Origin of the sequence: Streptomyces spinosus, from assembly GCF_020400655.1 — a bacterium.
Lineage (GTDB): Bacteria > Actinomycetota > Actinomycetes > Streptomycetales > Streptomycetaceae > Streptomyces > Streptomyces argyrophylli.
On the sequence record NZ_JAINRC010000002.1, the window covers coordinates 48381 to 70876 of the forward strand.

The window sequence follows — 22496 nt, forward strand, 5'->3', positions numbered from 1 at the left end:
CCTGACGGCGGGTGCCGCCGGCTACTTGTCGATGTCACCGACCACGAAGAACATCGACCCCAGGATCGCGACCATGTCCGCCACCAGCGTCCCCGGCAGCAGCTCGGTCAGCGCCTGGATGTTGTTGTACGAGGCCGAGCGCAGCTTCAGCCGGTACGGGGTCTTGTCGCCCTTGCTGACCAGGTAGTAGCCGTTGATGCCGAGCGGGTTCTCGGTCCACGCGTACGTGTGCCCCTCGGGCGCCTTCAGCACCTTCGGCAGCCGCTGGTTGATCGGCCCCGGCGGCAGCTCGGCGAGCCGGTCCAGGCAGGCGTCGGCGAGGTCCAGCGCGTTGTGGGTCTGCGCCAGCAGCACCTCGAACCGGGCGAGACAGTCGCCCTCGCCGCGGGTGACGACCTCCAGGGTGTCCTGGAGGTCGCCGTAGGCCAGGTACGGCTCGTCGCGGCGCAGGTCGAAGTCGACGCCCGAGGCGCGCGCGATGGGGCCGCTCACGCCGTAGGCGTGCACCGCCTCCGGCGACAGCACGCCCACCCCGCGGGTGCGCCCCCGGAAGATCTCGTTGCCGAGCACCAGGTCGTCGAAGACGTCCATGCGCGAACGCACGGCGGCGACGGCCTCACGCGCGCGTGCGCTCCAGCCGGCCGGCAGGTCCTCCTTGAGGCCGCCGACGCGGTTGAACATGTAGTGCATGCGCCCGCCGGAGACCTCCTCCATGACGTTCTGGAGCACCTCGCGCTCCCGGAACGCGTAGAACACCGGCGTGATCCCGCCCAGCTCCAACGGGTAGGAGCCGAGGAACATCAGGTGGTTCAGCACCCGGTTCAGCTCGGCGAGCAGCGTGCGCGTCCACACCGCCCGCCCGGGGACCTCCATGCCGAGCATCCGCTCCACCGCGAGGACCACGCCCAGCTCGTTCGAGAACGCCGACAGCCAGTCGTGGCGGTTGGCGAGCACGATGATCTGCCGGTAGTCGCGCGCCTCGAAGAGCTTCTCGGCGCCCCGGTGCATGTAGCCGATCACCGGCTCGGCGCGGACGATGCGCTCCCCGTCCAGCACGAGCCTGAGCCGCAGCACACCGTGTGTGGACGGATGCTGGGGCCCGATGTTGAGCACCATGTCGGTGCTCTCCGCCGCGCCGCCGATACCGACCGTGGTCTCCGTCGTAGGAGTCATGGGCCCAGTTTCCCCTACGTACGCTGGGCTCATGGAAACGGGGAGTCCCGAAGGGACCGTAGCGCCGGCGGACCAGCCGGTGTGGCGCGGGCTGCGGCCCGGGCTGCTGGGGGTGCGCCGGCTGCTGCTGGTGGTGTGGACGGCGGTGCTCGCGCTCGCGGCGGGGCTCCTGCCGGGCCTTCTCGTGGGGCCCGGGTGGGCGGCCTGGGCCCTGCTGCCGCTCGGGTGCGCCGCCTGGTGCTGGTGGCTGCTGGAGCGCAACTGGCGTTCGTGGCGGTACGCCGAGCGCGCCGACGACCTGCTGATCAGCCGGGGTGTCCTGTGGCGTGAGGAGACGGTGGTGCCGTACGGGCGGATGCAGCTGGTGGAGGTGACCTCCGGGCCGTTGGAGCGGCGCTTCGGACTGGCCACCGTGCAACTGCACACGGCCGCCGCCGCGACCGACGCGACCATCCCCGGCCTCGACCCGGCCGAGGCGGAACGCCTGCGGGACCGGCTGACCGAGCTGGGCGAGGCACGATCGGCGGGCCTGTGACCTCCCCCGACGGCACTCAAGGCGTACCGGACGGCGGCATACCGAGCGGGGGCGGACCTCATGACGGCACACCGCACGACGGCACGCCCCAGCGCCCGCCCGTCACCGAGCACCGGCTGCACCCGGTCACGCCCTTCCGCCGGGCGTGGGCGCCGCTCGCGGTCCTGGCCGGCTGGGCCGCGCACGACCCGAACGGCGCCCAGGAACAGCTCGACCGGCTGACCGGCACCGTTCTCCTGCTGGGGCTCGCGGTACTGGTGCCGGCGGCCGGCCTCTACGGCTTTCTGTCCTGGTGGTTCACGCACTACGCGGTCACCGACACCGAACTGCGCATACGGACCGGGCTGTTGTTCCGGCGCACCGCGCACATCCGGCTGGAGCGCGTCCAGGCCGTGGACGTCTCGCGTCCGCTCCTCGCGCGGTTGGCGGGAGTCGCGAAGCTGCGGATCGACGTCGTCGGCGCCGAGAGCAAGGACGAGCTGGCCTTCCTGGGCGAGCGGGAGGCGCGCGCCCTGCGCGCCGAACTGCTCGCGCGCGCGGCGGGTTTCGCGCCCGAGACCGCGCACGAGGTCGGAGAGGCGCCGGCGCGCGTACTGCTGCGCGTGCCCCCGCGCGAGCTGGCGCGCTCCCTGGTGCTGACGGGAGCCACCTGGGGCTCGCTGTGCGCCGCGCTGGTGGTCCCGGCCGTGCTGTGGCTCGTCACCCACAGCCTGTGGACGGTCGTCGGGACCGCCCTGCCCCTGGTCGGCGCGGCCGGCGCGAGCAGCGTGGGCCGGTTCGTCACGGAGTTCGACTGGACGGTGAGCGAGTCCCCGGACGGGCTCCGCATCGACCACGGGCTGCTCGACCGCGCGCACGAGACGGTGCCGCCCGGCCGGGTGCAGACCGTGCGGATCGTGCAGCCGCTGCTGTGGCGGTGGCCGGGCTGGGTGCGGGTGGAACTGGACGTGGCGGGCTCCGCCAACTCCGTGCTGATCCCCGTCGCCCCGCGCGCGGTCGCCGAGACCGTCGTCGCGCGCGTGCTTCCCGGCGTGACCGTGCCCGGCGGACTGTCGCGGGTGCCGCGCCGGGCCCGGTGGTGCCTGCCGGTGTGGTGGCGCGGGCACGGCCTCGCGGTCACCGAAGCGGTGTTCGCCGCCCGGAGCGGCCTGCTGTGCCGGCGGCTCTCGCTCGTCCCGCACGCCAAGGTGCAGAGCGTACGGCTCACCCAGGGGCCCTGGGAGCGCCGCTGGGGGCTCGCCGACGTCCACGTGGACACCGGCGCGGACAAGACCGTGACGGCCCGGCTGCGGGACGCCGGGGAGGCCGCGCGGCTCCTGGACGAGCAGGCGGAGCGGTCCCGCACGGGCCGCCGGGACGCCCTCCCCGACCGCTGGATGAGCGCCGGCTGACCAGCACGGCCCCGACGCCCCACCGCCCGACGCAGCGGGCCCGGCTCCCCTCGGGGAAGGCCGGGCCCGGTGCGCGTCGCGTACGGCTGACGTCGGCTCAGGAGGCCGCGCTGCGCAGCCCCTGGATGTCGATCTGCTCGGTCTCGTCGTGCGCGGTCAGGTCGATGACCTGGCCCACCCCCCGGGACCGCTCGTCGGCGGCCTTGAACCCGGCCTCGGACTCGGCCTTGTGCACGGCGAGCGCCTCGGGGCCGACGACGTCGGCAAGGTCCTCGTTCTGCACGGAGTCCAGCGTGGTCTTCGGCGCGCCCTTCTGGGTGCCGAAGAAGTCGAAGCCGCCCTCGACCACCGGGCGCCGCGCGGGCGCGGCCGGTACGACGGCCACCGCGGTCGGCACGGTGAAGTGCCCGGCGGGTGTCCGGCCGGCGGGACGCGCGGGTTCGGTGGCCGGCGCCTGGCCGGCGTCCTCCTTCACGCCGTCCGCCGCGGGTTCTCCTTTGGCGGCGGCGGCCTCGGCGACGGCGTCCCCGGGAGCCGGGTGAGCCGACGGCTCGGACGTCTCCGGCGCGTCGGCGACGGGGTCGGCGGAATCGGTGAACTCAACAGCCTGGGCAGCGTCGGCAGAGTCTGCGGACCCGGTGGCCTCCGTGGACTCCGCGGCGCCGGCGGGCTCGGCGGACTCGACCCGCGCGGCCCGGATCTCCGTCGCCTCGGGCTCGTCCCCCGCGGCCTCGGCGTCGGCCTCGGCGTCGGTCACGGTCCCGGCCTCCCCCTGGTCCGGCCCCTCCCGGTCGAACCGCGCGAGGGCCGTCAGCGCCGACCGGTACAGCGGGGCGCCCTCCGGCGAGAACACCGCCGGCCGCTCCTCGGTGCCGGCCGCCTCCGGAGCCGCGGCGGCCGCGGGCTCGTCGCCGCGTGCCGGCGGCAGCGCGCGCGACGACGGCGCGGACTCCGGCTCGGGCTCCGCCGCTTCGATCTCCAGCAGCCGTCGTCCCTCCAGGGCGCTGGCCCGCTCGGTCTCCGCCGTGGCGTACCGGCGCAGCAGGGCCGCGTGCTCGTTGCGCAGGCCCGCCAGCTCCGCCCGTTTGGCGCGCAGGCGCTGTTCCAGCTTCGCGCGCAGTTCGCGCGACTCCTCCAGGTCGGTCTCCAGTTCGGCGACCCGTTCCTCGAACCGCCACTCGTCGCCCGCACGCGCGCGCACGAGTTCGGCGACCTGCTTGCCCGCCTGCGCGTCCCAGCGGCGCATCACGACCGCGCCGACGACCGCCGTCGCGGCGGCCGCCGCGGCCAGCGCGCGCAACACGGTGGCCTCGGAGAACACCCACGGACCCAGCGCGCAGGCGACGGAGACGCCGGCGATCGCCGACGGGGGCAACAGCCGGTGCAGAGGCGGGGAATGGCGGTGGCGTCCACGTGGCATGGCCAGAAACTTACCGCGCGTAGGCGAATCATGGGCCCCCGCCCCGTAAAAACACGGCCACACCGTGTACTTCGCGAGGCGTCGGGGCCGGGACGGCTCAGTGGTCGGTGAGCCGTCCGCTGAGCCACTGGAGCGCCGGCGGGACCTCGCGCCGCCAGGTGTTGAAGTTGTGTCCGCCGCTGCCGAGGATGATCGACGAGATCCGGGTCAGATTGGTGGCCTGGACCTGCTGGATGAACTTCATCGTGGCGTCGTAGTTGTGCTCGCCGACCTTGCTGCTGGTGACGAGCAGCGAGGTGTCCGGCGCCTTCTCGTGCTTCAGCAGCCAGAACAGGTCGGCACGGTTGCGCAGCCTGTCGTCGCCGTGGAAGAGGTCACCGGTGGTCGGGTCGATCGGCGCCTTGTAGTACGGCGAGAGGCCCGCAGCGGCCGCGTACACGTTCGGGTGGTGCATGGCGAGCTTGATGGCGCAGTAGCCGCCCGTGGAGTCGCCGATGACGCCCCAGCTCTCCGGCCGCTTGCCGGCCCGGTAGTGCCCGAGGACGGCCTCCGGCAGATCCTTGGCGAAGAACGTCTCCGCCTGCGGCCCGCCCGGCACGTCGACGCACTCGGTGTCCCGCGGCGGTGCCACGGTCGGCCGGAGCATCACCAGGATCATCGGCTGCGCCCGCCCGTCCTTGGCCAGCCCCTGCGCCGTACTCGGGTACTGGAGCTTCGCCACCAGCGCCCGCGCGGTGCCCGGGTAGCCGGTCATCACGACCGCCACCGGGAACGTGCGCGTGCGGTACTGCGGCTGGAAGTACTCCGGCGGCAGGTACACGTACGCCGGCGTGGCGATGTGGCTCTTGCGGCCCACGATGTCGACCTTCTGCACCTGCCCGCCGGTCTCCGGCCGCGTGGCCTTCACGCCCGGCACGTCGGAGGTGGAGACCACCTGGAGCGGGCCGCCGGTGCTGCCGTTGGCCGAGTGGTCGACGACGATCCCCTGGTCTGTCTCCTGGCCGAACAGGTCCGCCCAGCTCGCGTAGAAGCCGAAGGCCTGGTTGGCGGCGAGCCCGACGCAGGCGAAGAGAGCCACCTGGGTGAACAGCAGCAGGCCTACCCGCCCGCTGACGGCGCGCCAGTTCGTGCGGGCCAGGCGCGGCCACAGCCATACCGTGCCGATGAACAGCACGACGGCGATCGCGATCGCCAGCACCAGCACTTTGTTGCTCGTGAGACCCATGGGCTGTTTCCTGCCTGTGCTTTCCGCCCGCGTCGTGCCCGCGCGACGTTGCGAGGGCTTGCCCGGGGCTTTCCTTGGCCTTTGACCCGACTTTCCGGTGGGGAGTGAACCTCTCTCCCCGAGACACCGTCCTAGAGGGCGCAATGTCGCCGGATGCCCGATCGGGCCCGGGTTCAAGGTCTCTCGCAGAACTACGGGATGCGATGTCTGTCAGGATAGATGGGGAAATGTCGGGCGGGGTTCCGGGCCGATCAAGCCGGGCGCGGCGCATACTGCGCGGCCCGCGCCCCGAGGCCGTTCCCGTCGTGGTCGGCAGGGCCGCCGCGCTCGTGGGCGCCATGGACATCGCCGCGGGCGTGTTCCCGCGCTTCCGTCACAGCCGCATGCACGCCCTGGCGGAGGTGCTGCCGGGCTCCTTCGGACCGTTCGCGGCGGCGCTCTCGCTCAGCGCGGGCGTGCTGTTGCTGCTGCTCGCGCACGGGCTCAAACGGCGCAAGCGCCGGGCGTGGCGTGCGGCGGTCGCGCTGCTCCCGGCGGGTGCGGTGGCGCAGTTCGCGTACCGGCACTCGGTGGTGGGCATGCTGATCGCGGTCGCGCTGCTGGTGCCGTTGCTGCGCCACCGCGACCAGTTCGCGGCCCTGCCCGATCCGCGCAGCAGGTGGCGCGCGCTCGCCAACTTCGTGCTCATGAGCGCCGGTTCCCTCGCCCTCGGTCTCGTCATCGTCAGCGTCCACCCGCACCGGACCATCGGCGACCCGAGCCTGGCAGACCGGCTGACGCACGTCATCTACGGCCTGGCCGGCTTCGAGGGCCCGGTCGACTACCAGGGCAACACGTCCTGGACGGTCGCCTTCTCCCTCGGCGCCCTCGGCTGGATCACCGCGGTCACCACCATCTACCTGGCCTTCCGCCCGGAGCACCCGGCCGCCCGCCTCACCGAGGACGACGAGGTCAGGCTGCGCGCGCTGCTGGAGAAGCACGGAGAGCGCGACTCGCTCGGCCACTTCGCGCTGCGCCGCGACAAGGCGGTCGTGTTCTCGCCGAGCGGCAAGGCCGCGGTCACCTACCGGGTCGTGTCCGGCGTGATGCTCGCCAGCGGCGACCCCATCGGGGACGTCGAGGCCTGGCCGGGCGCCATCGAGCGCTTCATGGACGAGGCCAGGGCCCACTCCTGGACGCCCGCGGTCATGGGCTGCTCGGAGACCGGCGGCGAGGTGTGGACCCGTGAGACCGGCCTGGACGCCCTGGAACTGGGCGACGAGGCGGTGGTGGACGTGGCGGATTTCTCGCTCGCCGGACGCGCGATGCGCAACGTGCGCCAGATGGTCAAGCGCATCGAGCGGGCCGGCTACGAAACCCGGGTACGGCGCATCCGTGACGTCGGCGAGGCCGAGCTGGAGCGGATCCGCCAGGCCGCGGAGGACTGGCGCGGCACGGACACCGAGCGCGGCTTCTCCATGGCGCTCGGCCGCATCGGCGACCCGGCCGACGGCGACTGCCTGATCGCCACCGCGCACAAGCAGGACGACGCGCCGGGCGAGTACGGCGACCTGAAGGCGATCCTCCACTTCGTGCCCTGGGGCGAGGACGGCGTGTCGCTGGACCTGATGCGCCGGGACCGCGGCGCCGACCCGGGCATGAACGAACTGCTCATCGTCGCCGCCCTGCAGGCCGCCCCCAGGCTCGGCATCACCCGGGTCTCGCTGAACTTCGCGATGTTCCGCTCCGCCCTCGCCCGCGGCGAGAAGATCGGTGCCGGCCCGGTGCTGCGGGCCTGGCGCGGACTGCTGGTGTTCCTCTCACGGTGGTTCCAGATCGAGTCGCTGTACAAGTTCAACGCCAAGTTCCAGCCGCGCTGGGAGCCGCGGTTCGTGGTCTACCGGAACTCCGCCGACCTGCCCCGCATCGGCTTCGCCGCCATGCAGGCGGAGGGCTTCGTCAACCTCGCCGTGCCGCTGCCGCGCTTCCTGCGCCGGCGCCGGGCGGCGGCCCAGCGCACGTGCGCGCACGCCGTGGCCGAACGCGACGTCCGGGCGGCCTGATCCGGCCCCCCTGCCCCGAGCGCCGACACGCCGGACGGCACAACCCCCGGGCCGGCCCGGCCGGAGCCCCACGCCCTCCGGCACGGGGGCTACCGCCCGGGCCGCGGCGCGTTCCGGCACGGTCCTGGGCCTACGCTGAACGTATGAACAACCACAGCGGGCGCGGCCGAGTGGCCGGCCTTCCGGCATGGGACCGGTGCGCGGTCATGGGGGTCGTGAACGTGACCCCCGACTCCTTCTCCGACGGCGGCCGCTGGTTCGACACGACCGCCGCCGTCAAACACGGCCTGGAGCTGGTCGCCGAGGGCGCGGACCTGGTCGACGTCGGCGGCGAGTCCACCCGGCCCGGCGCCACGCGCGTGGACGAGGCCGAGGAACTGCGGCGGGTCGTCCCCGTGGTGCGCGGCCTCGCCTCCGAGGGCGTCGTCGTCTCCGTGGACACCATGCGCGCCTCCGTCGCCGCGCGGGCCCTCGCGGCCGGCGCCGCCCTCGTCAACGACGTCAGCGGCGGCCTCGCCGACCCCGCGATGATCCCGGTGGTCGCCGAGGCGGGCGCCCCCTTCGTCGTCATGCACTGGCGCGGCTTCCTCGAGGGCGGCAACGTCAAGGGCGTCTACGGGGACGTCGTCGGCGAGGTCGTGGACGAACTGCACGCGCGCGTGGAGGCCGTTCTCGCGGGCGGTGTCGCCCCGGACCGCATCGTCGTCGACCCGGGCCTCGGCTTCTCCAAGGAGGCCGAGCACGACCTCGCCCTCCTCGCCCGCCTGGAACGGCTGGCCGGCCTCGGCCACCCGCTGCTGGTCGCCGCCTCACGCAAGCGGTTCCTCGGCCGGGTCCTCGCCGGACCCCAGGGGGCGCCCCCGCCCGCCCGGGAACGCGACGCGGCCACGGCCGCCGTCTCCGCCCTCGCCGCGCAGGCCGGCGCCTGGGCGGTGCGCGTGCACGAGGTGCGCGCCACGGCGGACGCGGTCCGGGTGGCTCGGGCTCTGGAGGAGGCGCGCGGCGCGGCGGACGCGCCCGGCGCCGGCGGCGAGCGCGGGGCGGAAGGAGAGCGGTGAGCGCCCCCCACACCGACGTCGAGCAGGTGGAGGCCGCCAACACCGCCTTCTACGAGGCACTCGAACGCGGCGACTTCGAGGAGGTCTCCTCGCTCTGGCTGACCCCTGCCGACCTGGGCGTGGACGAGACCTACCACGACCCCGCGGACAGCGGGGTCATCTCCTGCGTCCACCCCGGCTGGCCGGTGCTCACCGGCCGGGGCGAGGTCCTCAGGTCGTACGCCCTGATCATGGCCAACACCGACTACATCCAGTTCTTCCTCACCGATGTGCACGTCTCGGTGACCGGCGACACCGCGCTCGTGACCTGCACGGAGAACATCCTCAGCGGCGGCCCCGCCCCCGAGGAGGGCGCGGAGCTCGGCCCGCTGGTCGGCCAGCTCGTCGTGGCCACCAACGTGTTCCGGCGCACGCCCTCCGGCTGGAAGCTCTGGTCGCACCACGCCTCCCCCGTGCTGGCCGAGACCGACGAGGACGACGACGACAACCACGTGAACGGGGTGAACCCGGACGACGAACCCCTGGCCTGACGCTCGGACGTGGTTGGAATCACCTACCCCGGGGTAGAAGCCGCTACCAGCCCATGGCAGCGCCGGGTTGCCGGGGGGAACGGCCGGTGAACCCTGCGGACACCGGCCCGTGCCGACACCCCCGTGGCCCGGCTTTGTCGGTGCCCGCAGGTAGATTCGTCTGAGGCCGGTGTGCCGCCCGCACGCGGCACGGGCCGGTCGTTCCCGACGATTGCAGGAGTGATTCGCGTGGATCGTGTCGCGCTGCGCGGCCTCAAGGCCCGCGGGCACCACGGGGTGTTCCCCAAGGAGCGCGAGGAGGGCCAGACCTTCATCGTGGACCTCGTCCTGGGCCTGGACACCCGTCCGGCCGCGGCCGACGACGACCTGACGAAGACCGTGCACTACGGCATCGTGGCCGAGGAGGTCGTGGCCGTGGTCGAGGGCGAGCCGGTGAACCTCATCGAGACCCTCGCCGAGCGGATCGCCCGGACCTGCCTGAAGCACGAAGGGGTGGAGGAGGTCGAGGTCCGCGTCCACAAACCGGACGCCCCGATCACCGTCCCCTTCGACGACGTGACCGTCACCATCACCCGGAGCCGAGTATGACCCGACCTTTCCACCAGGGTCACAGCGACCCGACCGTCCAGCCGGTGCCCGCCTCGGTCCTCGAACAGGTCGACGCCGCCGACACCACGCTGAGCAACCCGAAGTGGGCCGTGATCTCCATCGGCTCCAACCTGGGCAACCGCCTGGAGACCCTCCAGGGGGCCGTCGACGCCCTGGAGGACACCCCAGGCGTCCGGGTGAAGGCCGTCTCCCCGGTGTACGAGACCGAGCCGTGGGGCGTGGAGCCGGGCAGCCAGCCGTCGTACTTCAACGCGGTCGTGGTCCTCAAGACGACCCTGCCCCCGTCGTCCCTGCTGGAGCGGGCGCACGCCGTCGAGGAGGCCTTCCACCGCGTCCGCGACGAGCGCTGGGGCCCGCGCACGCTGGACGTCGACATCGTCGCCTACGCCGGCGTCACCTCGGACGACCCGCGGCTGACCCTGCCGCACCCGCGCGCCCACGAGCGCGCCTTCGTGCTCGCGCCCTGGCACGACGTCGACCCGCAGGCGCAGCTCCCCGGCCGTGGCACGGTGGCCGACCTGCTGTCCGCCGTCACCCGTGAAGGTGTCGCGCCCCGCGCGGACCTGGAACTCCGGCTGCCCGAGTAGTCGTTAAGGTCGAGACGGGTCAGGACCAAGACGACCACCGTCCGGGACGGTCCGGGGGAACTGAAGGGACACCGTGAGAGAGCTGCGCATCAGGGTGCTGGCGGGCGTGTTCGTCGTGGCAGGCATCCTGTCCTGGGCGGGTGCCCGCCTCTGGAACTCGATCGGGACCCTCCCCAGCGTCCCCCTGGCCGCCCCCGTCGTCCTCGCGCTGATCGCGGTGGTCCTGCTCTCGACGGCGCTGTCGCTGCGCGCCCGTCTCAGGGCCCAGCGCGAGCGCCGGCCCGGCGCCAAGGGCGTCGACCCGCTGATGGCCGCACGGGCGGTCGTCTTCGGCCAGGCCAGCGCCCTGGTGGCCGCGCTCGTCGCCGGTATGTACGGCGGCACGGGCGTCTTCCTGCTGGAGCTGCTGGACATCCCGGCCCGCCGCGACCAGGCGATCTACGCCGGTTTCTCCGTCGTGACCGGCCTCGGCGTGATAGCCGCCGCCATCTTCCTCGAGCGGGTCTGCAAGCTCCCGGAGGACGACGACCAGGACCGCTCGGGGGCGGAGCCGGTGGCCTGACCGCCTGCCCCGCGTCCCGCTGCGTTCTCCGCCTCGCTCAGCGCGCCATGATGAGGCTCATCGCCTCGTTGCGCGTCGCGGCGTCCCGCAGCTGACCGCGGACGGCGGAGGTTATGGTCTTCGCGCCCGGCTTGCGGATGCCGCGCATCGACATGCACATGTGCTCGCACTCGATGACCACGATGACGCCCCGCGGCTCCAGGATGTCCATCAGGGAGTCCGCGATCTGCGTGGTGAGACGTTCCTGCACCTGCGGCCGGCGGGCGTAGACGTCGACCAGGCGGGCCAGCTTGGACAGGCCGGTGATCTTTCCGTTCTCGGACGGGATGTAGCCGACGTGGGCGACGCCCCGGAACGGCACCAGATGGTGCTCACAGGTCGAGTACACCTCGATGTCCTTCACCAGGACCATCTCGTCGTGCCCCAGGTCGAACGTCGTCGTCAGGACGTCCTCCGGCTGCTGCCACAGACCGGCGAAAATCTCCTTGTAGGCACGCGCGACCCTGGCCGGCGTCTCCCGCAGCCCCTCACGGTCCGGGTCCTCGCCGACCGCGATCAGCAGTTCGCGTACGGCGTTCTCGGCGCGCTTCTCGTCGAACTCGCCGATGGGGCCCTCGCCGTCCAGCGTCACCGGGTCGGTCATCTGGTTCCCTCGTTCCTGTGCCTCGCGCGCGGATGTGCCCGCGTTTCCGTCCGCGGACATGCGAAATGCCGCGCCCCCCCAGGCTAGAACCTGGGGGGGCGCGGCATCCATTCCGGGCCTTCGGCCCGAACAGGGTCAGCTCTCGGAGCGGTCCTCGGGGGTCTGCTCCGTCACCGGGGCGGACTCCGCGGCGGTGGACTTCGCCGTGCTGATCGCCGCCGTCGCGCCGTTCGCACCGTTGGTCAGTGCCAGCTCCTTCGGGGAGAGCACCGGCGGGCGGGTGGACGGGGTGCGGCGGGAGGAGCCGGTCCAGGCGGGCCGCGGCGGGCGCTTGACGATCGGGGCGAAGATCTCGGCGATCTCCTCCTTGCCCAGCGTCTCCTTCTCCAGCAGCTGCAGGACGAGGTTGTCGAGGACGTCGCGGTTCTCGACCAGGATCTCCCAGGCCTCGTTGTGCGCGGTCTCGATCAGCTTCTTGACCTCTTCGTCCACCAGCGCGGCGACCTCTTCCGAGTAGTCGCGCTGGTGAGCCATCTCACGGCCCAGGAACGGCTCGGAGTTGTCGCCTCCGAACTTGATCGCGCCGAGGCGCTCGGTCATGCCGTACTGGGTGACCATCGCGCGGGCCAGGTTGGTGGCCTTCTCGATGTCGTTCGCGGCGCCCGTGGTCGGGTCGTGGAAGACCAGTTCCTCGGCCGCCCGGCCGCCCAGCATGTAGGCGAGCTGGTCGAGCATCTCGTTGCGCGTGGTCGAGTACTTGTCCTCGTCCGGCAGGACCATCGTGTAACCGAGGGCACGGCCACGGGAGAGGATCGTGATCTTGTGGACCGGGTCGGAGTTCGGCGAGGCCGCCGCGACCAGGGCGTGTCCGCCCTCGTGGTACGCGGTGATCTTCTTCTCCTTGTCCGACATGATCCGGGTCCGCTTCTGCGGGCCCGCGACCACGCGGTCGATCGCCTCGTCCAGCGCCTTGTTGTCGATCAGCTTCTGGTCGCCGCGGGCGGTGAGCAGCGCGGCCTCGTTCAGCACGTTGGCGAGGTCGGCACCGGTCATGCCCGGGGTGCGGCGGGCCACGGCGGACAGGTCGACGTCGGGCGCGACCGGCTTGCCCTTCTGGTGGACCTTGAGGATCTCCAGGCGGCCCTGCAGGTCCGGCGGGTCGACCGCGATCTGCCGGTCGAAGCGGCCGGGGCGCAGCAGCGCCGGGTCGAGGATGTCCGGGCGGTTCGTGGCGGCGATCAGGATCACACCGCCCTTGACGTCGAAGCCGTCCATCTCGACGAGCAGCTGGTTCAGCGTCTGCTCGCGCTCGTCGTGACCGCCGCCGAGGCCGGCGCCGCGGTGGCGGCCGACCGCGTCGATCTCGTCCACGAAGACGATCGCCGGGGCGTTCGCCTTGGCCTGCTCGAACAGGTCGCGGACCCGGGAGGCACCGACACCGACGAACATCTCGACGAAGTCCGAACCGGAGATCGAGTAGAAGGGGACGCCCGCCTCGCCGGCGACGGCGCGCGCGAGCAGGGTCTTGCCGGTACCCGGGCGGCCGTAGAGCAGCACGCCCTTGGGGATCTTGGCGCCGACGGCCTGGAACTTGGCCGGCTCCTGGAGGAACTCCTTGATCTCCTGGAGCTCCTCGACGGCCTCGTCGCAGCCCGCGACGTCGGAGAAGGTCGTCTTGGGGGTGTCCTTGGTGATGAGCTTCGCCTTGGACTTGCCGAAGTTCATGACCCGGGAGCCGCCGCCCTGCATCTGATTCATCAGGAACAGGAAGACGACCACGATCAGGACGAAGGGCAGCAGCGAGAGCAGGACGCCGACGAACGGGTTCTGCTTGGACGGCGACACCGTGTAGCCGTCCGGAATCTGCTTGTCCTGGTACTTGGTCTGCAGCGTGCCGGCGATGGTGACGCCCTGGTCGCCGATGTAGCTCGCCTGGATCTTGGAGCTGCCCTGGACCTTGTAGCCGTCCTTGAGCGTGACCTTGATGCTCTGCTCGTCACCGGTGGTGAGCTTGGCCGACTCGACCTTGTTGTCGTTGATCGCCGCCACGACCTGGCCGGTGTCCACCGTCTTGTAGCCGCCGGACGAGCCGACGACCTGCATCAACACGACCACGGCAAGGACGGCCAGCACGATCCACATGACCGGCCCACGGAAGTATCGCTTCACGTCCATCCATACGGAGCGGTGCCGCCCCGTCCCTCCTGCCATAGTGAGTTTGATAAGACAGTTCTTCTGACGGTACCCCAGCATTGTTGCCCGAAGCCGCACGGAGCCGTTTCGACGGCTGGGAAACCGTCTCTGCATCCTTCAACGGCGTGGAACCCGCTGGGGTTCCCGATCGTCCTACTGGGCTTGGGCCGACCGGCTCAGCCGCCGTAGACGTGGGGCGCGAGCGTACCGACGAACGGCAGGTTGCGGTACTTCTCGGCGTAGTCGAGGCCGTAGCCCACGACGAACTCGTTCGGGATGTCGAAGCCGACCCACTCCACGTCGATGGCGACCTTGGCGGCGTCCGGCTTGCGCAGCAGCGTGCACACCTTCAGGGAGGCGGGCTCGCGGGAGCCGAGGTTGTTGATCAGCCAGGACAGGGTCAGGCCGGAGTCGATGATGTCCTCGACGATCAGGACGTGCCGGCCCTTGATGTCGGTGTCGAGGTCCTTGAGGATCCGCACGACACCGGAGGACTGGGTGCCCGCGCCGTAGGAGGACACGGCCATCCAGTCCATGGTGACGGGGGTGGACAGCGCCCGGGCCAGGTCCGCCATGACCATCACCGCGCCCTTGAGGACACCGACGATGAGCAGGTCCTTGCCCGCGTACTCCGCGTCGATCTTCGCGGCCAGCTCGGCCAGCTTCGCGTCGATCTCTTCCTTGGTGATGAGCACCTGCTGGAGGTCGGCACCCATGTCTTTCGCGTCCACCCGCATCACTTTCGGTCGTCCCGCACTTACGGCCGCGTGCGCGGCCACCGGCTCCGGCCGCACGCACGGCCTCCGGCCGCCCGGCCCGCCGGAGGTCGCTCCGGGGAGGTCGGGATTCAGCCTTGCCGAATCACCAGTCTGCCACCCTGCCGCTGGGCGACGACCCTGCCCGGGAGATTGATGGCTCCCTGGCCGCGCCAGCCGGTGATCAGGCGGTCGACTTCCTCGATGTGGCGGGCGAACAGCGCACCGGCCGGTGCGCCGGCCTCGATGGCGGCACGGCGCAGGATCCGGCGGCGCACGGCGGGCGGGAGGGCGTACAGCTTGGCGCACTCCAGCATGCCGGCGGCGTCCCGGACGGAGGCCTCGGCCTCACGGGCCCAGGCGTCCAGGGCGTCGGCGTCGTCGCGGGAGAGCTGCGCGGTGCGGGCGAGCGCCTCCACGACGCCCTTGCCGAGGGCCTTCTCCAGGGCGGGCAGGCCCTCGTGCCGGAGCCGGGAGCGGGTGTAGGCGGGGTCGGCGTTGTGCGGGTCGTCCCAGACGGGCAGCGACTGGACCATGCAGGCCTTGCGGGCGGTCTGCCGGTCGAGTTGCAGGAAGGGCCGCCGGTAACGGCCGCCGGCCCCCGAGACCGCGGCCATGCCGGACAGGGAGCGGATGCCGGAGCCGCGGGCGAGGCCCAGCAGGACGGTTTCGGCCTGGTCGTCGCGGGTGTGGCCGAGCAGGACCGCGGCGGCGCCATGGCGTTCGGCGGCGGCGTCCAGGGCGGCGTAGCGGGCGTCGCGGGCGGCGGCTTCGGGGCCGCCCTCGCGGCCGACGGTCACGGCGACGGACTCGACCGGATCGAGTCCGAGTCCGCGCATCCGCAGGACGACCTCCTCGGCGCGGAGGTCGGAGCCGGACTGGAGGCCGTGGTCGACGGTGACCCCGCCGGCCCGGACGCCGAGCTTGGGTGCCTCGAAGGCGAGGGCGGAGGCGAGGGCCATGGAGTCGGCGCCGCCGGAGCACGCGACGAGGACGAGCGGGGAGGGGGGCCGCTCGGCCGTCCGGTCCGGGCGCGCGCCGGCCGGCTGCGGGGCCGGGTGCGCGGGGAGGGCCTGGTGGTCGTTGAGGATGTCGTGGAGGACGCGGCGAACCGCCAGGCGTATCGCCGCGACCGCAGGATGGGGACCCATGTCCGGTTCCCTTCATGAAGTTTTCGGGGGGTGAGCCCGGGACGGTCACTCAGAGTGTGTAGATGGTGACAGAAGCGGGCCGTTCCCCGAGCATTGCACGCCTACGCATGGCCCACGGTCCCTCGGACGGGTGATTGGCGGGGCGTTCGCCTGCCGTCGGCCGGATTCCTTTCACGACGTCCACGTGACGTTCACTACTCGGCCTTGCGGTGCACCCGCGCGACCCAGTCCGCCGGTTTGGCGATCTCCGCCTTGGTGGGAAGGGTGTTGGGCGAGGTCCACACGCGGTTGAAGCCGTCCACGCCGACCTGGTCGACCACGGCCCGCACGAACCGTTCACCGTCCCGGTACTGCCGCAGTTTGGCGTCCAGGCCGAGCAGCTTGCGCAGGGCCGTGTCCAGGCGGGAGGCGCCCTTCGCCCGGCGCTGCTGGAACTTCTCGCGGATCTCCGCGACGGTGGGTACGACGCTCGGGCCGACGCCGTCCATGACGTAGTCGGCGTGGCCCTCCAGCAGGGACATCACGGCGGTGAGCCGGCCGAGGATCTCCCGCTGGGCGGGGGTCTGCACCAGGTCCACGAAGGAGCGCCCGCCGTCCTCCTCCTCGCCCTCGGGACGGCCGCCGGCCAGGGACTGGGCGGCGTCCCGGATGCGTTCCAGGAAGGTCATCGGGTCGACGTCGGTCTCCGCGAGGAACGACTGGATCTCGCCCTCCAGGTGGTCCCGCAGCCAGGGCACAGCGGTGAACTGCGTGCGGTGGGTCTCCTCGTGCAGGCACACCCACAGCCGGAAGTCGTGCGGCTCGACGTCGAGTTCGCGCTCGACGTGGACGATGTTGGGTGCGACGAGCAGCAGCCGCCCGCCGCCGTTCTCGCCGGCCGGCAGGTCGCGGGTGGCGGGCGCGAAGGTCTCGTACTGGCCGAGGACCCGGGAGGACAGGAACGACAGGAGCATGCCGAGTTCGACACCGGTGACCTTGCCGCCGACGGCGCCGAGGACCGCGCTGCCCGGGTTGCCGCCGCGCCGTTCCTGCATCTTCTCCAGGAGCGGGCGGAGGATCTCGCGGAAGCCGGCGACGTTGGCGCGGACCCAGCCGGGTCGGTCGACGACGAGGACGGGGGTGTCGTGGGTCTCCTCGGTGCCCATACGGGTGAAGCCCCGGACGTGTTCCTCCGAGGCCTTCGCGTGCCGGCGCAGCTCCGCGACGACGGCCCTGGCCTCGTCGCGGCTGACGTCGGGGCCGGGGCGTACGAGGCGGGTCGCGGTCGCCACCGCGAGGTTCCAGTCGACCATCCCGGGAGATGCGGTGCCACCGAAGCCAGTCATGCTGTCAACCGTACGTGAGCGCCCCCATTTCGGGCAGGCCGTGGGGACACCGACAGGGCCGACCGCGCTTTCCGCTCACCCGGCGCCCCGAGCCGTCCCCGGACCGGCGGGAGCCCGCGGCGCGACGCTGACGGAGCCCGCCACCGCGGCCGGGGCGGTGGCCGTCCCCGGTCAGCCCGCCAGGGCCGTCGCCGCTCTGTCCAGGGCCGCCTGGGCCTCCAGGGGATCCGTCGTGTCCGAGGCGAGGAAGGCGAAGGCCAGGAGGTGGCCGGCCTTGTCGACGACCGTGCCCGCGAGGGTGTTCACGCCGGTCAGGGTGCCCGTCTTGGCGCGTACGAGGCCGGCCGCGCCGTCGGTGTACCGCGTGCTCAGGGTGCCGGTGAAGCCGGCCACGGGCAGGCCGGTGAGGACCGGGCGCAGACCGGGACGGCCGGGGTCGCCCGCCTTGACCAGGAGGGCGGTGAGGAGGTCGGCCGTGAGCCGGTCGTCGCGGTTCAGTCCGCTGCCGTCGTGGAAGGCGGCGCCGGCCATCGGCAGGCCGAGCTTGCGCAACTGGATGGCGATGGCCTTCGCGCCGCCGTCGAAGCCGGCGGGCTGCCCGCTGGCCAGGGCGGTGTGCCGGGCCAGGGCCTCCGCGATGTCGTTGTCGCTGTTGGTCAGCATCCGCTCGACCAGTTCCGACAGCGGTGGCGAGGAGACCCGGGCGAGGGTCTCCGCGCGCGTGCTGGCCTTGGAGGGGCCGGGGGCCGTGGTGGTGATGCCGGCGTCCTTCAGGAAGCCGGCGAACCGGGTGGCCGCGTCCGCCGCCGGGTCGCCCACGCGGGGCGCCGGTCCCTCGGTGGAGGCGTCGGTGCGGCCCTCGTCCACGGTCAGGGCGCTGATCGGGGCGAGGTTGTCGTTGACGCCGATGGGGTGCAGGGCGGGGCCGGTGAAGAGGGTGGTGTCGTACGAAAGGGTGATCTTGTGGATGCCGCGCCGGTCCAGTGCCCTCGCGGTGTCCGCCGCCAGCGCCCGCAGGCCGGCCCAGCCGCCGGTCCTGGCGTGCGCGGTGAGGGTGGGGTCGCCGCCGCCGACCAGGACGAGTTCCCGCGTGTCGGGTTCCAGGGCGGTGCGGGTGGTGAGGCGGTGGTCGGGGCCGAGGGCGGACAGCGCGGCGACGGCGGTGGCGATCTTGGTGGTAGAAGCGGGGGTGAGGGCCTTGCCGGCGTCGGCGCCGTAGAGGCGCTCGCCGGTCGTGACGTCGACGACGGCCGCCGCGTGGCTGCCGCCGAGCGCGGGCACGTCCAGCAGGGGCCCCAGGGCGTCCGCGAGCGCCTTCGCGTCCGGAGAGGTCTTCGTGGTGCCGACGGTGCCCGTGGTGCCGCCCAGGCCCGTCAGCACGGCCGCGGCGCTCGGCGCGGGCCGGGGCGCCCCGGCGGTCCTGCCGGGGCGGCCGTGATCTGCGCCACCTGACCGCTCCAGTGCGGCGGCGCGGTCCCGCTCGGCCGTACGCTGACCGTTGGCGTCCCAGGGACCGGCCACGGTCACCACGCCGGCGGCCAGTGCCAGGCCGGCGGTGGCGGCGCCCGCGGTGTACTGCCAGGTCCTGACGGTCCGCGGACGGGGGAGGTGCACAGGCCTGACGCGGACGGCTTCCGTCAGCCGCGCGATCCGCGGCCGGGCGGCCGTCGCGGCACGTGCCAGACCCGGTCGTACGGCGGTCACGATCCGCGCCACGCGCGGTCTCGCGGCCCGCCAAGGCCTCAGCTCAGGCACGACCACCAGCCCCTTTCGCGATCACACACCTGCGTGAGGGACACTTAACCACCAGAACTATGTGCTGATCATGGAGGAGCCACCGGTGGAGTTCGACGTCACGATCGAGATCCCGAAGGGTTCGCGGAACAAGTACGAGGTGGACCACGAGACCGGTCGGATCCGCCTGGACCGTCGTCTCTTCACCTCGACCGCCTACCCGACCGACTACGGCTTCGTCGAGAACACCCTCGGCGAGGACGGCGACCCGCTGGACGCGCTGGTCATCCTGGACGAGCCGACCTTCCCCGGTTGCCTCATCCGCTGCCGCGCGATCGGCATGTTCCGCATGACGGACGAGGCGGGCGGCGACGACAAGCTGCTGTGCGTCCCGGCCACCGACCCGCGCGTGGAGCACCTGCGCGACATCCACCACGTGTCGGAGTTCGACCGCCTGGAGATCCAGCACTTCTTCGAGGTCTACAAGGACCTGGAGCCCGGCAAGTCGGTCGAGGGCGCCAACTGGGTGGGCCGGACGGACGCCGAGGCGGAGATCGAGCGGTCGTACAAGCGCTTCAAGGAGCAGGGCGGCCACTGAGCACCCGCTCGCGCGAACGGGCCGCACGCGCACGCGTGCGGCCCGTTTCGCATGTCCGCACGGTTACGGCCCGGCCGGGTACGTGTGCGCATACTGATGCTTACGGCAAGTGCGGTACAGGGAGCGGTGCGAGGTGACGGAGGCGGAGGAGCGCAAGCCCCGGTCGGACGAGGCGCGGTACGACCCGGAGATCACGTCCGAGTTCGCCATCCCCAAGGGGCTCGACGTCCCGAGGGGCGGCGAGTCGGAGACGACCTCCGAGTTCGCGGTGCCGGAGGGGCTGGAGACTCCGCAGCCGCCGAGTGCCGAACCGGAGGGCTCGGCGTTCGGCACGCCGAGCACCTACAGCGCGAACAGCGCGCCGGCCGCGTTCACCCCGGCCACCGGGGTGCCGCTGGTCAGCCTGGTCAAGGACGCGCCCTGGCAGGACCGGATGCGCACGATGCTGCGCATGCCGGTGACGGAGCGACCGGCGCCTGAGCCGGTGCAGCGCGTGGAGGAAGGCGGTCCGGCCGTCCCGCGCGTGCTGGACCTGACCCTGCGTATCGGTGAGCTGCTGCTGGCCGGCGGTGAGGGCGCGGAGGACGTGGAGGCCGCGATGTTCGCGGTGTGCCGGTCCTACGGCCTGGACCGGTGCGAGCCGACCGTCACCTTCACGCTGCTGTCGATCTCGCACCAGCCGTCGCTGGTGGAGGACCCGGTGACGGCGTCCCGGACGGTCCGGCGGCGGGGCACCGACTACACGCGTCTCTCGGCCGTCTTCCGGCTGGTCGACGACCTGACCGACCCGGAGACCCATGTCTCCCTCGAGGAGGCCTACCGGCGCCTGGCGGAGATCCGCCGCAACCGGCACCCGTACCCAGGCTGGGCGCTGACCCTGGCGAGCGGGCTGCTGGCCGGTGCGGCCTCGGTGCTGGTCGGCGGCGACCTGGTCGTGTTCCTGGCGGCGGCCGTCGGCGCGATGCTCGGCGACCGGCTGGCGTGGCTGTGCGCGGGGCGCGGACTGCCGGAGTTCTACCAGTTCACCGTGGCCGCGATGCCGCCCGCGGCGATCGGGGTGGCGCTGACCCTGGCGCACGTGGACGTGAAGGCGTCCGCGGTGATCACCGGTGGGCTGTTCGCGCTGCTGCCGGGGCGGGCGCTGGTGGCGGGGGTGCAGGACGGGCTGACGGGCTTCTACATCACCGCCTCGGCCCGGCTGCTGGAGGTCATGTACTTCTTCGTCGGCATCGTCACCGGGGTACTGACCGTCCTGTACTTCGGCGTGAAGATCGGCGGCAAGCTGAACCCGGACGCACAGCTCGGCATCTCCGAACGGCCGCTGATCCAGATCGCGGCCTCGATGCTGCTGTCGCTGACCTTCGCCGTGCTGCTCCAGCAGGAACGCTCCACCGTGCTCTGGGTGACCCTCAACGGCGGGGTGGCCTGGTCGGTGTACGGCGCGATGCACTACGCGGGCGATATCTCGCCGGTGGCCTCCACGGCCGTGGCGGCGGGGCTCGTCGGCCTGTTCGGGCAGCTGCTGTCCCGGTACCGGTTCGCCTCGGCGCTGCCGTACACGACGGCGGCGATCGGACCGCTGCTGCCCGGTTCAGCCACGTACTTCGGGCTGCTGTCCATGGCGCAGAACGACGTGGACAAGGGGCTGGTGTCGCTGGCCAAGGCAGCGTCGCTGGCGATGGCCATCGCCATCGGGGTCAACCTGGGGTCGGAGATCTCCCGGCTGTTCCTGCGGATCGGCTCCGCCGGGAAGCGCCGGGCCGCCAAGCGGACGCGCGGGTTCTGAGTCTCCCCGTCCCCCGCGCCCCGGTCAGTGGCCGCGGTTGTCGTACGGGCGCTGGTTCGGGTCGTACTGGTTCGGGTCGTACTGGTTCGGGTCGTACTGGCTGGGGTCGTACTGGCTGCGGTCGTACTGGTCCGCGTGCTGCTGCGGGTACTGCTGCCGGCCGTAGGACTGGCCGGCGTCGTAGCCCTGGTTGGCGTAGCGCTGGTTGCCGTAGTCCTGGTGGCCGTGGCCCTGGTCGTCGTAGCCCTGATGGCCGTGGCCCTGGTTGTCGTAGCCCTGGTTCCAGTCCTGCTGCCGCGGCTGCCGGGGCTGCTGGGGCTGCTGGTACGGCTGCTCGTACTGCGGGGTGTACGGCTGCTCGGGCTCGACGCGCCGCAGGCGGGTCGTGGCGTCGTCCATGACCGGGGGGTGCTGGTACTGCGGCTGCCGGTGCACGGGCTGGGCCTGCTGGTAGGCGGGCTGCCGCGCGGGCTCCGGGGTGCTCTGCCCGGCCTTCTTGCTCTTGCCGCGCGCCCGCAGGTACTCGATCGCGATCGGGATGACCGAGACGAGGACGATCAGGATCAGGATCGCCTCGATGTTCTTCTTGACGAAGCCGATGTTGCCGAGCCAGGAGCCGAGCAGGGTGACGCCCGCGCCCCACAGCACACCGCCGATGACGTTGAAGGTCAAAAACGAGCGGTACTTCATGCCGCTGACGCCCGCGATGATCGGCGTGAACGTGCGCACGATCGGCACGAAGCGGGCCAGGACCAGGGACTTCGGGCCGTACTTCTCGAAGAACTCGTGCGCCTTGGTGACGTTCTCCTGCTTGAAGAGCCGGGAGTCCGGCCGGTTGAACAGGGACGGGCCGACCTTCTTGCCGAACATGTAGCCCGCCTGGTCGCCGAGGATCGCGGCGAGGCAGATCAGCGCGATCGCTGCCCACAGCGGGAAGTCGAGGTCCCCGGACGTGATCAGCAGGCCGCACGTGAACAGCAGCGAGTCACCCGGCAGGAAGAAGCCGATGAGCAGGCCGGACTCGGCGAAGACGATGAGCAGCAGACCCCAGATGCTGTACGTGTCGAGCAGATAGTTGGGATCCAGCCAGCTCGGGCCGAGGGCGAGTGTCATAACGGGTCCGGCTCCTGAGAGGTGAAGGCGGCTACGGCGGCTGAACGTCGATGGGGCGCCGTACAA

20 protein-coding genes are annotated in these 22496 nt (G+C 72.2%); 10 read left to right on the plus strand and 10 right to left on the minus strand.

Annotated elements, in window-relative coordinates:
• Positions 1-21: 21 nt before the first annotated feature.
• Entirely contained in the window at positions 22-1173 is a 1152-nt protein-coding gene (locus tag LG395_RS04095; RefSeq protein ID WP_171154060.1) for an NADH-quinone oxidoreductase subunit D, read from the minus strand.
• A 31-nt stretch (positions 1174-1204) separates the two neighbouring features.
• On the opposite strand from LG395_RS04095, the gene LG395_RS04100 reads away from it, so the two are divergent.
• Positions 1205-1708, plus strand: a complete 504-nt coding sequence (locus LG395_RS04100; RefSeq protein WP_171154061.1) for a PH domain-containing protein — start codon at positions 1205-1207, stop codon at positions 1706-1708.
• On the plus strand, positions 1705-3099 hold the full coding sequence (locus tag LG395_RS04105; protein ID WP_372463203.1) for a PH domain-containing protein: 1395 nt from the start codon (positions 1705-1707) through the stop codon (positions 3097-3099). Before LG395_RS04100 ends, LG395_RS04105 begins: the two co-directional genes overlap by 4 nt.
• Positions 3100-3196: 97 nt before the next feature.
• Here LG395_RS04105 and LG395_RS04110 read toward each other — a convergent pair whose 3' ends face one another.
• Positions 3197-4519 carry a hypothetical protein gene (locus tag LG395_RS04110; RefSeq protein ID WP_225808486.1) on the minus strand — a complete coding sequence of 441 codons (1323 nt, stop codon included), beginning with the start codon at positions 4517-4519 and terminating at the stop codon, positions 3197-3199.
• A gap of 97 nt (positions 4520-4616) precedes the next feature.
• Entirely contained in the window at positions 4617-5744 is a 1128-nt protein-coding gene (locus tag LG395_RS04115; protein WP_225808487.1) for an alpha/beta hydrolase, read from the minus strand.
• 227 nt (positions 5745-5971) lie between these two features.
• On the opposite strand from LG395_RS04115, the gene LG395_RS04120 reads away from it, so the two are divergent.
• From LG395_RS04120 to LG395_RS04145, 6 genes are all read left to right on the plus strand, one after another.
• Positions 5972-7786, plus strand: a complete 1815-nt coding sequence (locus LG395_RS04120) for a phosphatidylglycerol lysyltransferase domain-containing protein (protein ID WP_225808488.1) — start codon at positions 5972-5974, stop codon at positions 7784-7786.
• Positions 7787-7929: 143 nt separating this feature from the next.
• Positions 7930-8844, plus strand: coding sequence for a dihydropteroate synthase (folP, locus tag LG395_RS04125; RefSeq protein WP_225808489.1), 915 nt, complete (start codon positions 7930-7932; stop codon positions 8842-8844).
• Complete coding sequence (locus LG395_RS04130) at positions 8841-9374, plus strand: nuclear transport factor 2 family protein (protein WP_030651459.1); 534 nt, start codon at positions 8841-8843, stop codon at positions 9372-9374. Before folP ends, LG395_RS04130 begins: the two co-directional genes overlap by 4 nt.
• Positions 9375-9602: 228 nt before the next feature.
• Entirely contained in the window at positions 9603-9962 is a 360-nt protein-coding gene (folB, locus tag LG395_RS04135; RefSeq protein ID WP_171154071.1) for a dihydroneopterin aldolase, read from the plus strand.
• Entirely contained in the window at positions 9959-10570 is a 612-nt protein-coding gene (gene folK, locus LG395_RS04140; RefSeq protein ID WP_171154073.1) for a 2-amino-4-hydroxy-6-hydroxymethyldihydropteridine diphosphokinase, read from the plus strand. Before folB ends, folK begins: the two co-directional genes overlap by 4 nt.
• A gap of 73 nt (positions 10571-10643) precedes the next feature.
• Complete coding sequence (locus tag LG395_RS04145) at positions 10644-11132, plus strand: DUF3180 domain-containing protein (protein ID WP_171154075.1); 489 nt, start codon at positions 10644-10646, stop codon at positions 11130-11132.
• Positions 11133-11169: 37 nt separating this feature from the next.
• Here LG395_RS04145 and folE read toward each other — a convergent pair whose 3' ends face one another.
• From folE to dacB, 6 genes are all read right to left on the minus strand, one after another.
• Positions 11170-11775 carry a GTP cyclohydrolase I FolE gene (gene folE, locus LG395_RS04150; RefSeq protein WP_171154077.1) on the minus strand — a complete coding sequence of 202 codons (606 nt, stop codon included), beginning with the start codon at positions 11773-11775 and terminating at the stop codon, positions 11170-11172.
• Positions 11776-11910: 135 nt separating this feature from the next.
• Positions 11911-13950: an ATP-dependent zinc metalloprotease FtsH gene (gene ftsH / locus LG395_RS04155; RefSeq protein WP_171154079.1), complete on the minus strand. Its 2040-nt coding sequence runs from the start codon at positions 13948-13950 to the stop codon at positions 11911-11913.
• A gap of 194 nt (positions 13951-14144) precedes the next feature.
• Positions 14145-14705 carry a hypoxanthine phosphoribosyltransferase gene (gene hpt, locus LG395_RS04160; protein WP_030342680.1) on the minus strand — a complete coding sequence of 187 codons (561 nt, stop codon included), beginning with the start codon at positions 14703-14705 and terminating at the stop codon, positions 14145-14147.
• 110 nt (positions 14706-14815) lie between these two features.
• Complete coding sequence (gene tilS, locus LG395_RS04165; protein WP_225808490.1) at positions 14816-15874, minus strand: tRNA lysidine(34) synthetase TilS; 1059 nt, start codon at positions 15872-15874, stop codon at positions 14816-14818.
• Between the two features lie 194 nt (positions 15875-16068).
• Positions 16069-17199 carry an Rv3626c family coenzyme F420 biosynthesis-associated protein gene (locus LG395_RS04170; RefSeq protein ID WP_225808491.1) on the minus strand — a complete coding sequence of 377 codons (1131 nt, stop codon included), beginning with the start codon at positions 17197-17199 and terminating at the stop codon, positions 16069-16071.
• 171 nt (positions 17200-17370) lie between these two features.
• On the minus strand, positions 17371-18915 hold the full coding sequence (gene dacB, locus LG395_RS04175) for a D-alanyl-D-alanine carboxypeptidase/D-alanyl-D-alanine endopeptidase (protein WP_171159834.1): 1545 nt from the start codon (positions 18913-18915) through the stop codon (positions 17371-17373).
• A 124-nt stretch (positions 18916-19039) separates the two neighbouring features.
• On the opposite strand from dacB, the gene LG395_RS04180 reads away from it, so the two are divergent.
• A complete protein-coding gene (locus LG395_RS04180; RefSeq protein ID WP_029381130.1) occupies positions 19040-19531 on the plus strand; it encodes an inorganic diphosphatase in 492 nt (163 codons plus the stop codon).
• Positions 19532-19664: 133 nt separating this feature from the next.
• Entirely contained in the window at positions 19665-21317 is a 1653-nt protein-coding gene (locus tag LG395_RS04185) for a threonine/serine exporter family protein (RefSeq protein WP_225808492.1), read from the plus strand.
• A 24-nt stretch (positions 21318-21341) separates the two neighbouring features.
• On the opposite strand, the gene LG395_RS04190 is transcribed toward LG395_RS04185, so the two are convergent.
• Positions 21342-22430, minus strand: a complete 1089-nt coding sequence (locus LG395_RS04190) for a DedA family protein (protein ID WP_225808493.1) — start codon at positions 22428-22430, stop codon at positions 21342-21344.
• Positions 22431-22496 lie beyond the last annotated feature (66 nt).

Bases quoted from the DNA above. Each gene is read 5' to 3' on its own strand.
- LG395_RS04095 (WP_171154060.1), bottom strand. From the start codon at position 1,173: ATGACTCCTACGACGGAGACCACGGTCGGTATCGGCGGCGCGGCGGAG.
- LG395_RS04100 (WP_171154061.1), top strand. From the start codon at position 1,205: ATGGAAACGGGGAGTCCCGAAGGGACCGTAGCGCCGGCGGACCAGCCG.
- LG395_RS04110 (WP_225808486.1), bottom strand. From the start codon at position 4,519: ATGCCACGTGGACGCCACCGCCATTCCCCGCCTCTGCACCGGCTGTTG.
- LG395_RS04115 (WP_225808487.1), bottom strand. From the start codon at position 5,744: ATGGGTCTCACGAGCAACAAAGTGCTGGTGCTGGCGATCGCGATCGCC.
- LG395_RS04120 (WP_225808488.1), top strand. From the start codon at position 5,972: ATGTCGGGCGGGGTTCCGGGCCGATCAAGCCGGGCGCGGCGCATACTG.
- folP (WP_225808489.1), top strand. From the start codon at position 7,930: ATGAACAACCACAGCGGGCGCGGCCGAGTGGCCGGCCTTCCGGCATGG.
- folK (WP_171154073.1), top strand. From the start codon at position 9,959: ATGACCCGACCTTTCCACCAGGGTCACAGCGACCCGACCGTCCAGCCG.
- folE (WP_171154077.1), bottom strand. From the start codon at position 11,775: ATGACCGACCCGGTGACGCTGGACGGCGAGGGCCCCATCGGCGAGTTC.
- ftsH (WP_171154079.1), bottom strand. From the start codon at position 13,950: ATGGACGTGAAGCGATACTTCCGTGGGCCGGTCATGTGGATCGTGCTG.
- hpt (WP_030342680.1), bottom strand. From the start codon at position 14,705: ATGCGGGTGGACGCGAAAGACATGGGTGCCGACCTCCAGCAGGTGCTC.
- tilS (WP_225808490.1), bottom strand. From the start codon at position 15,874: ATGGGTCCCCATCCTGCGGTCGCGGCGATACGCCTGGCGGTTCGCCGC.
- LG395_RS04170 (WP_225808491.1), bottom strand. From the start codon at position 17,199: ATGACTGGCTTCGGTGGCACCGCATCTCCCGGGATGGTCGACTGGAAC.
- LG395_RS04190 (WP_225808493.1), bottom strand. From the start codon at position 22,430: ATGACACTCGCCCTCGGCCCGAGCTGGCTGGATCCCAACTATCTGCTC.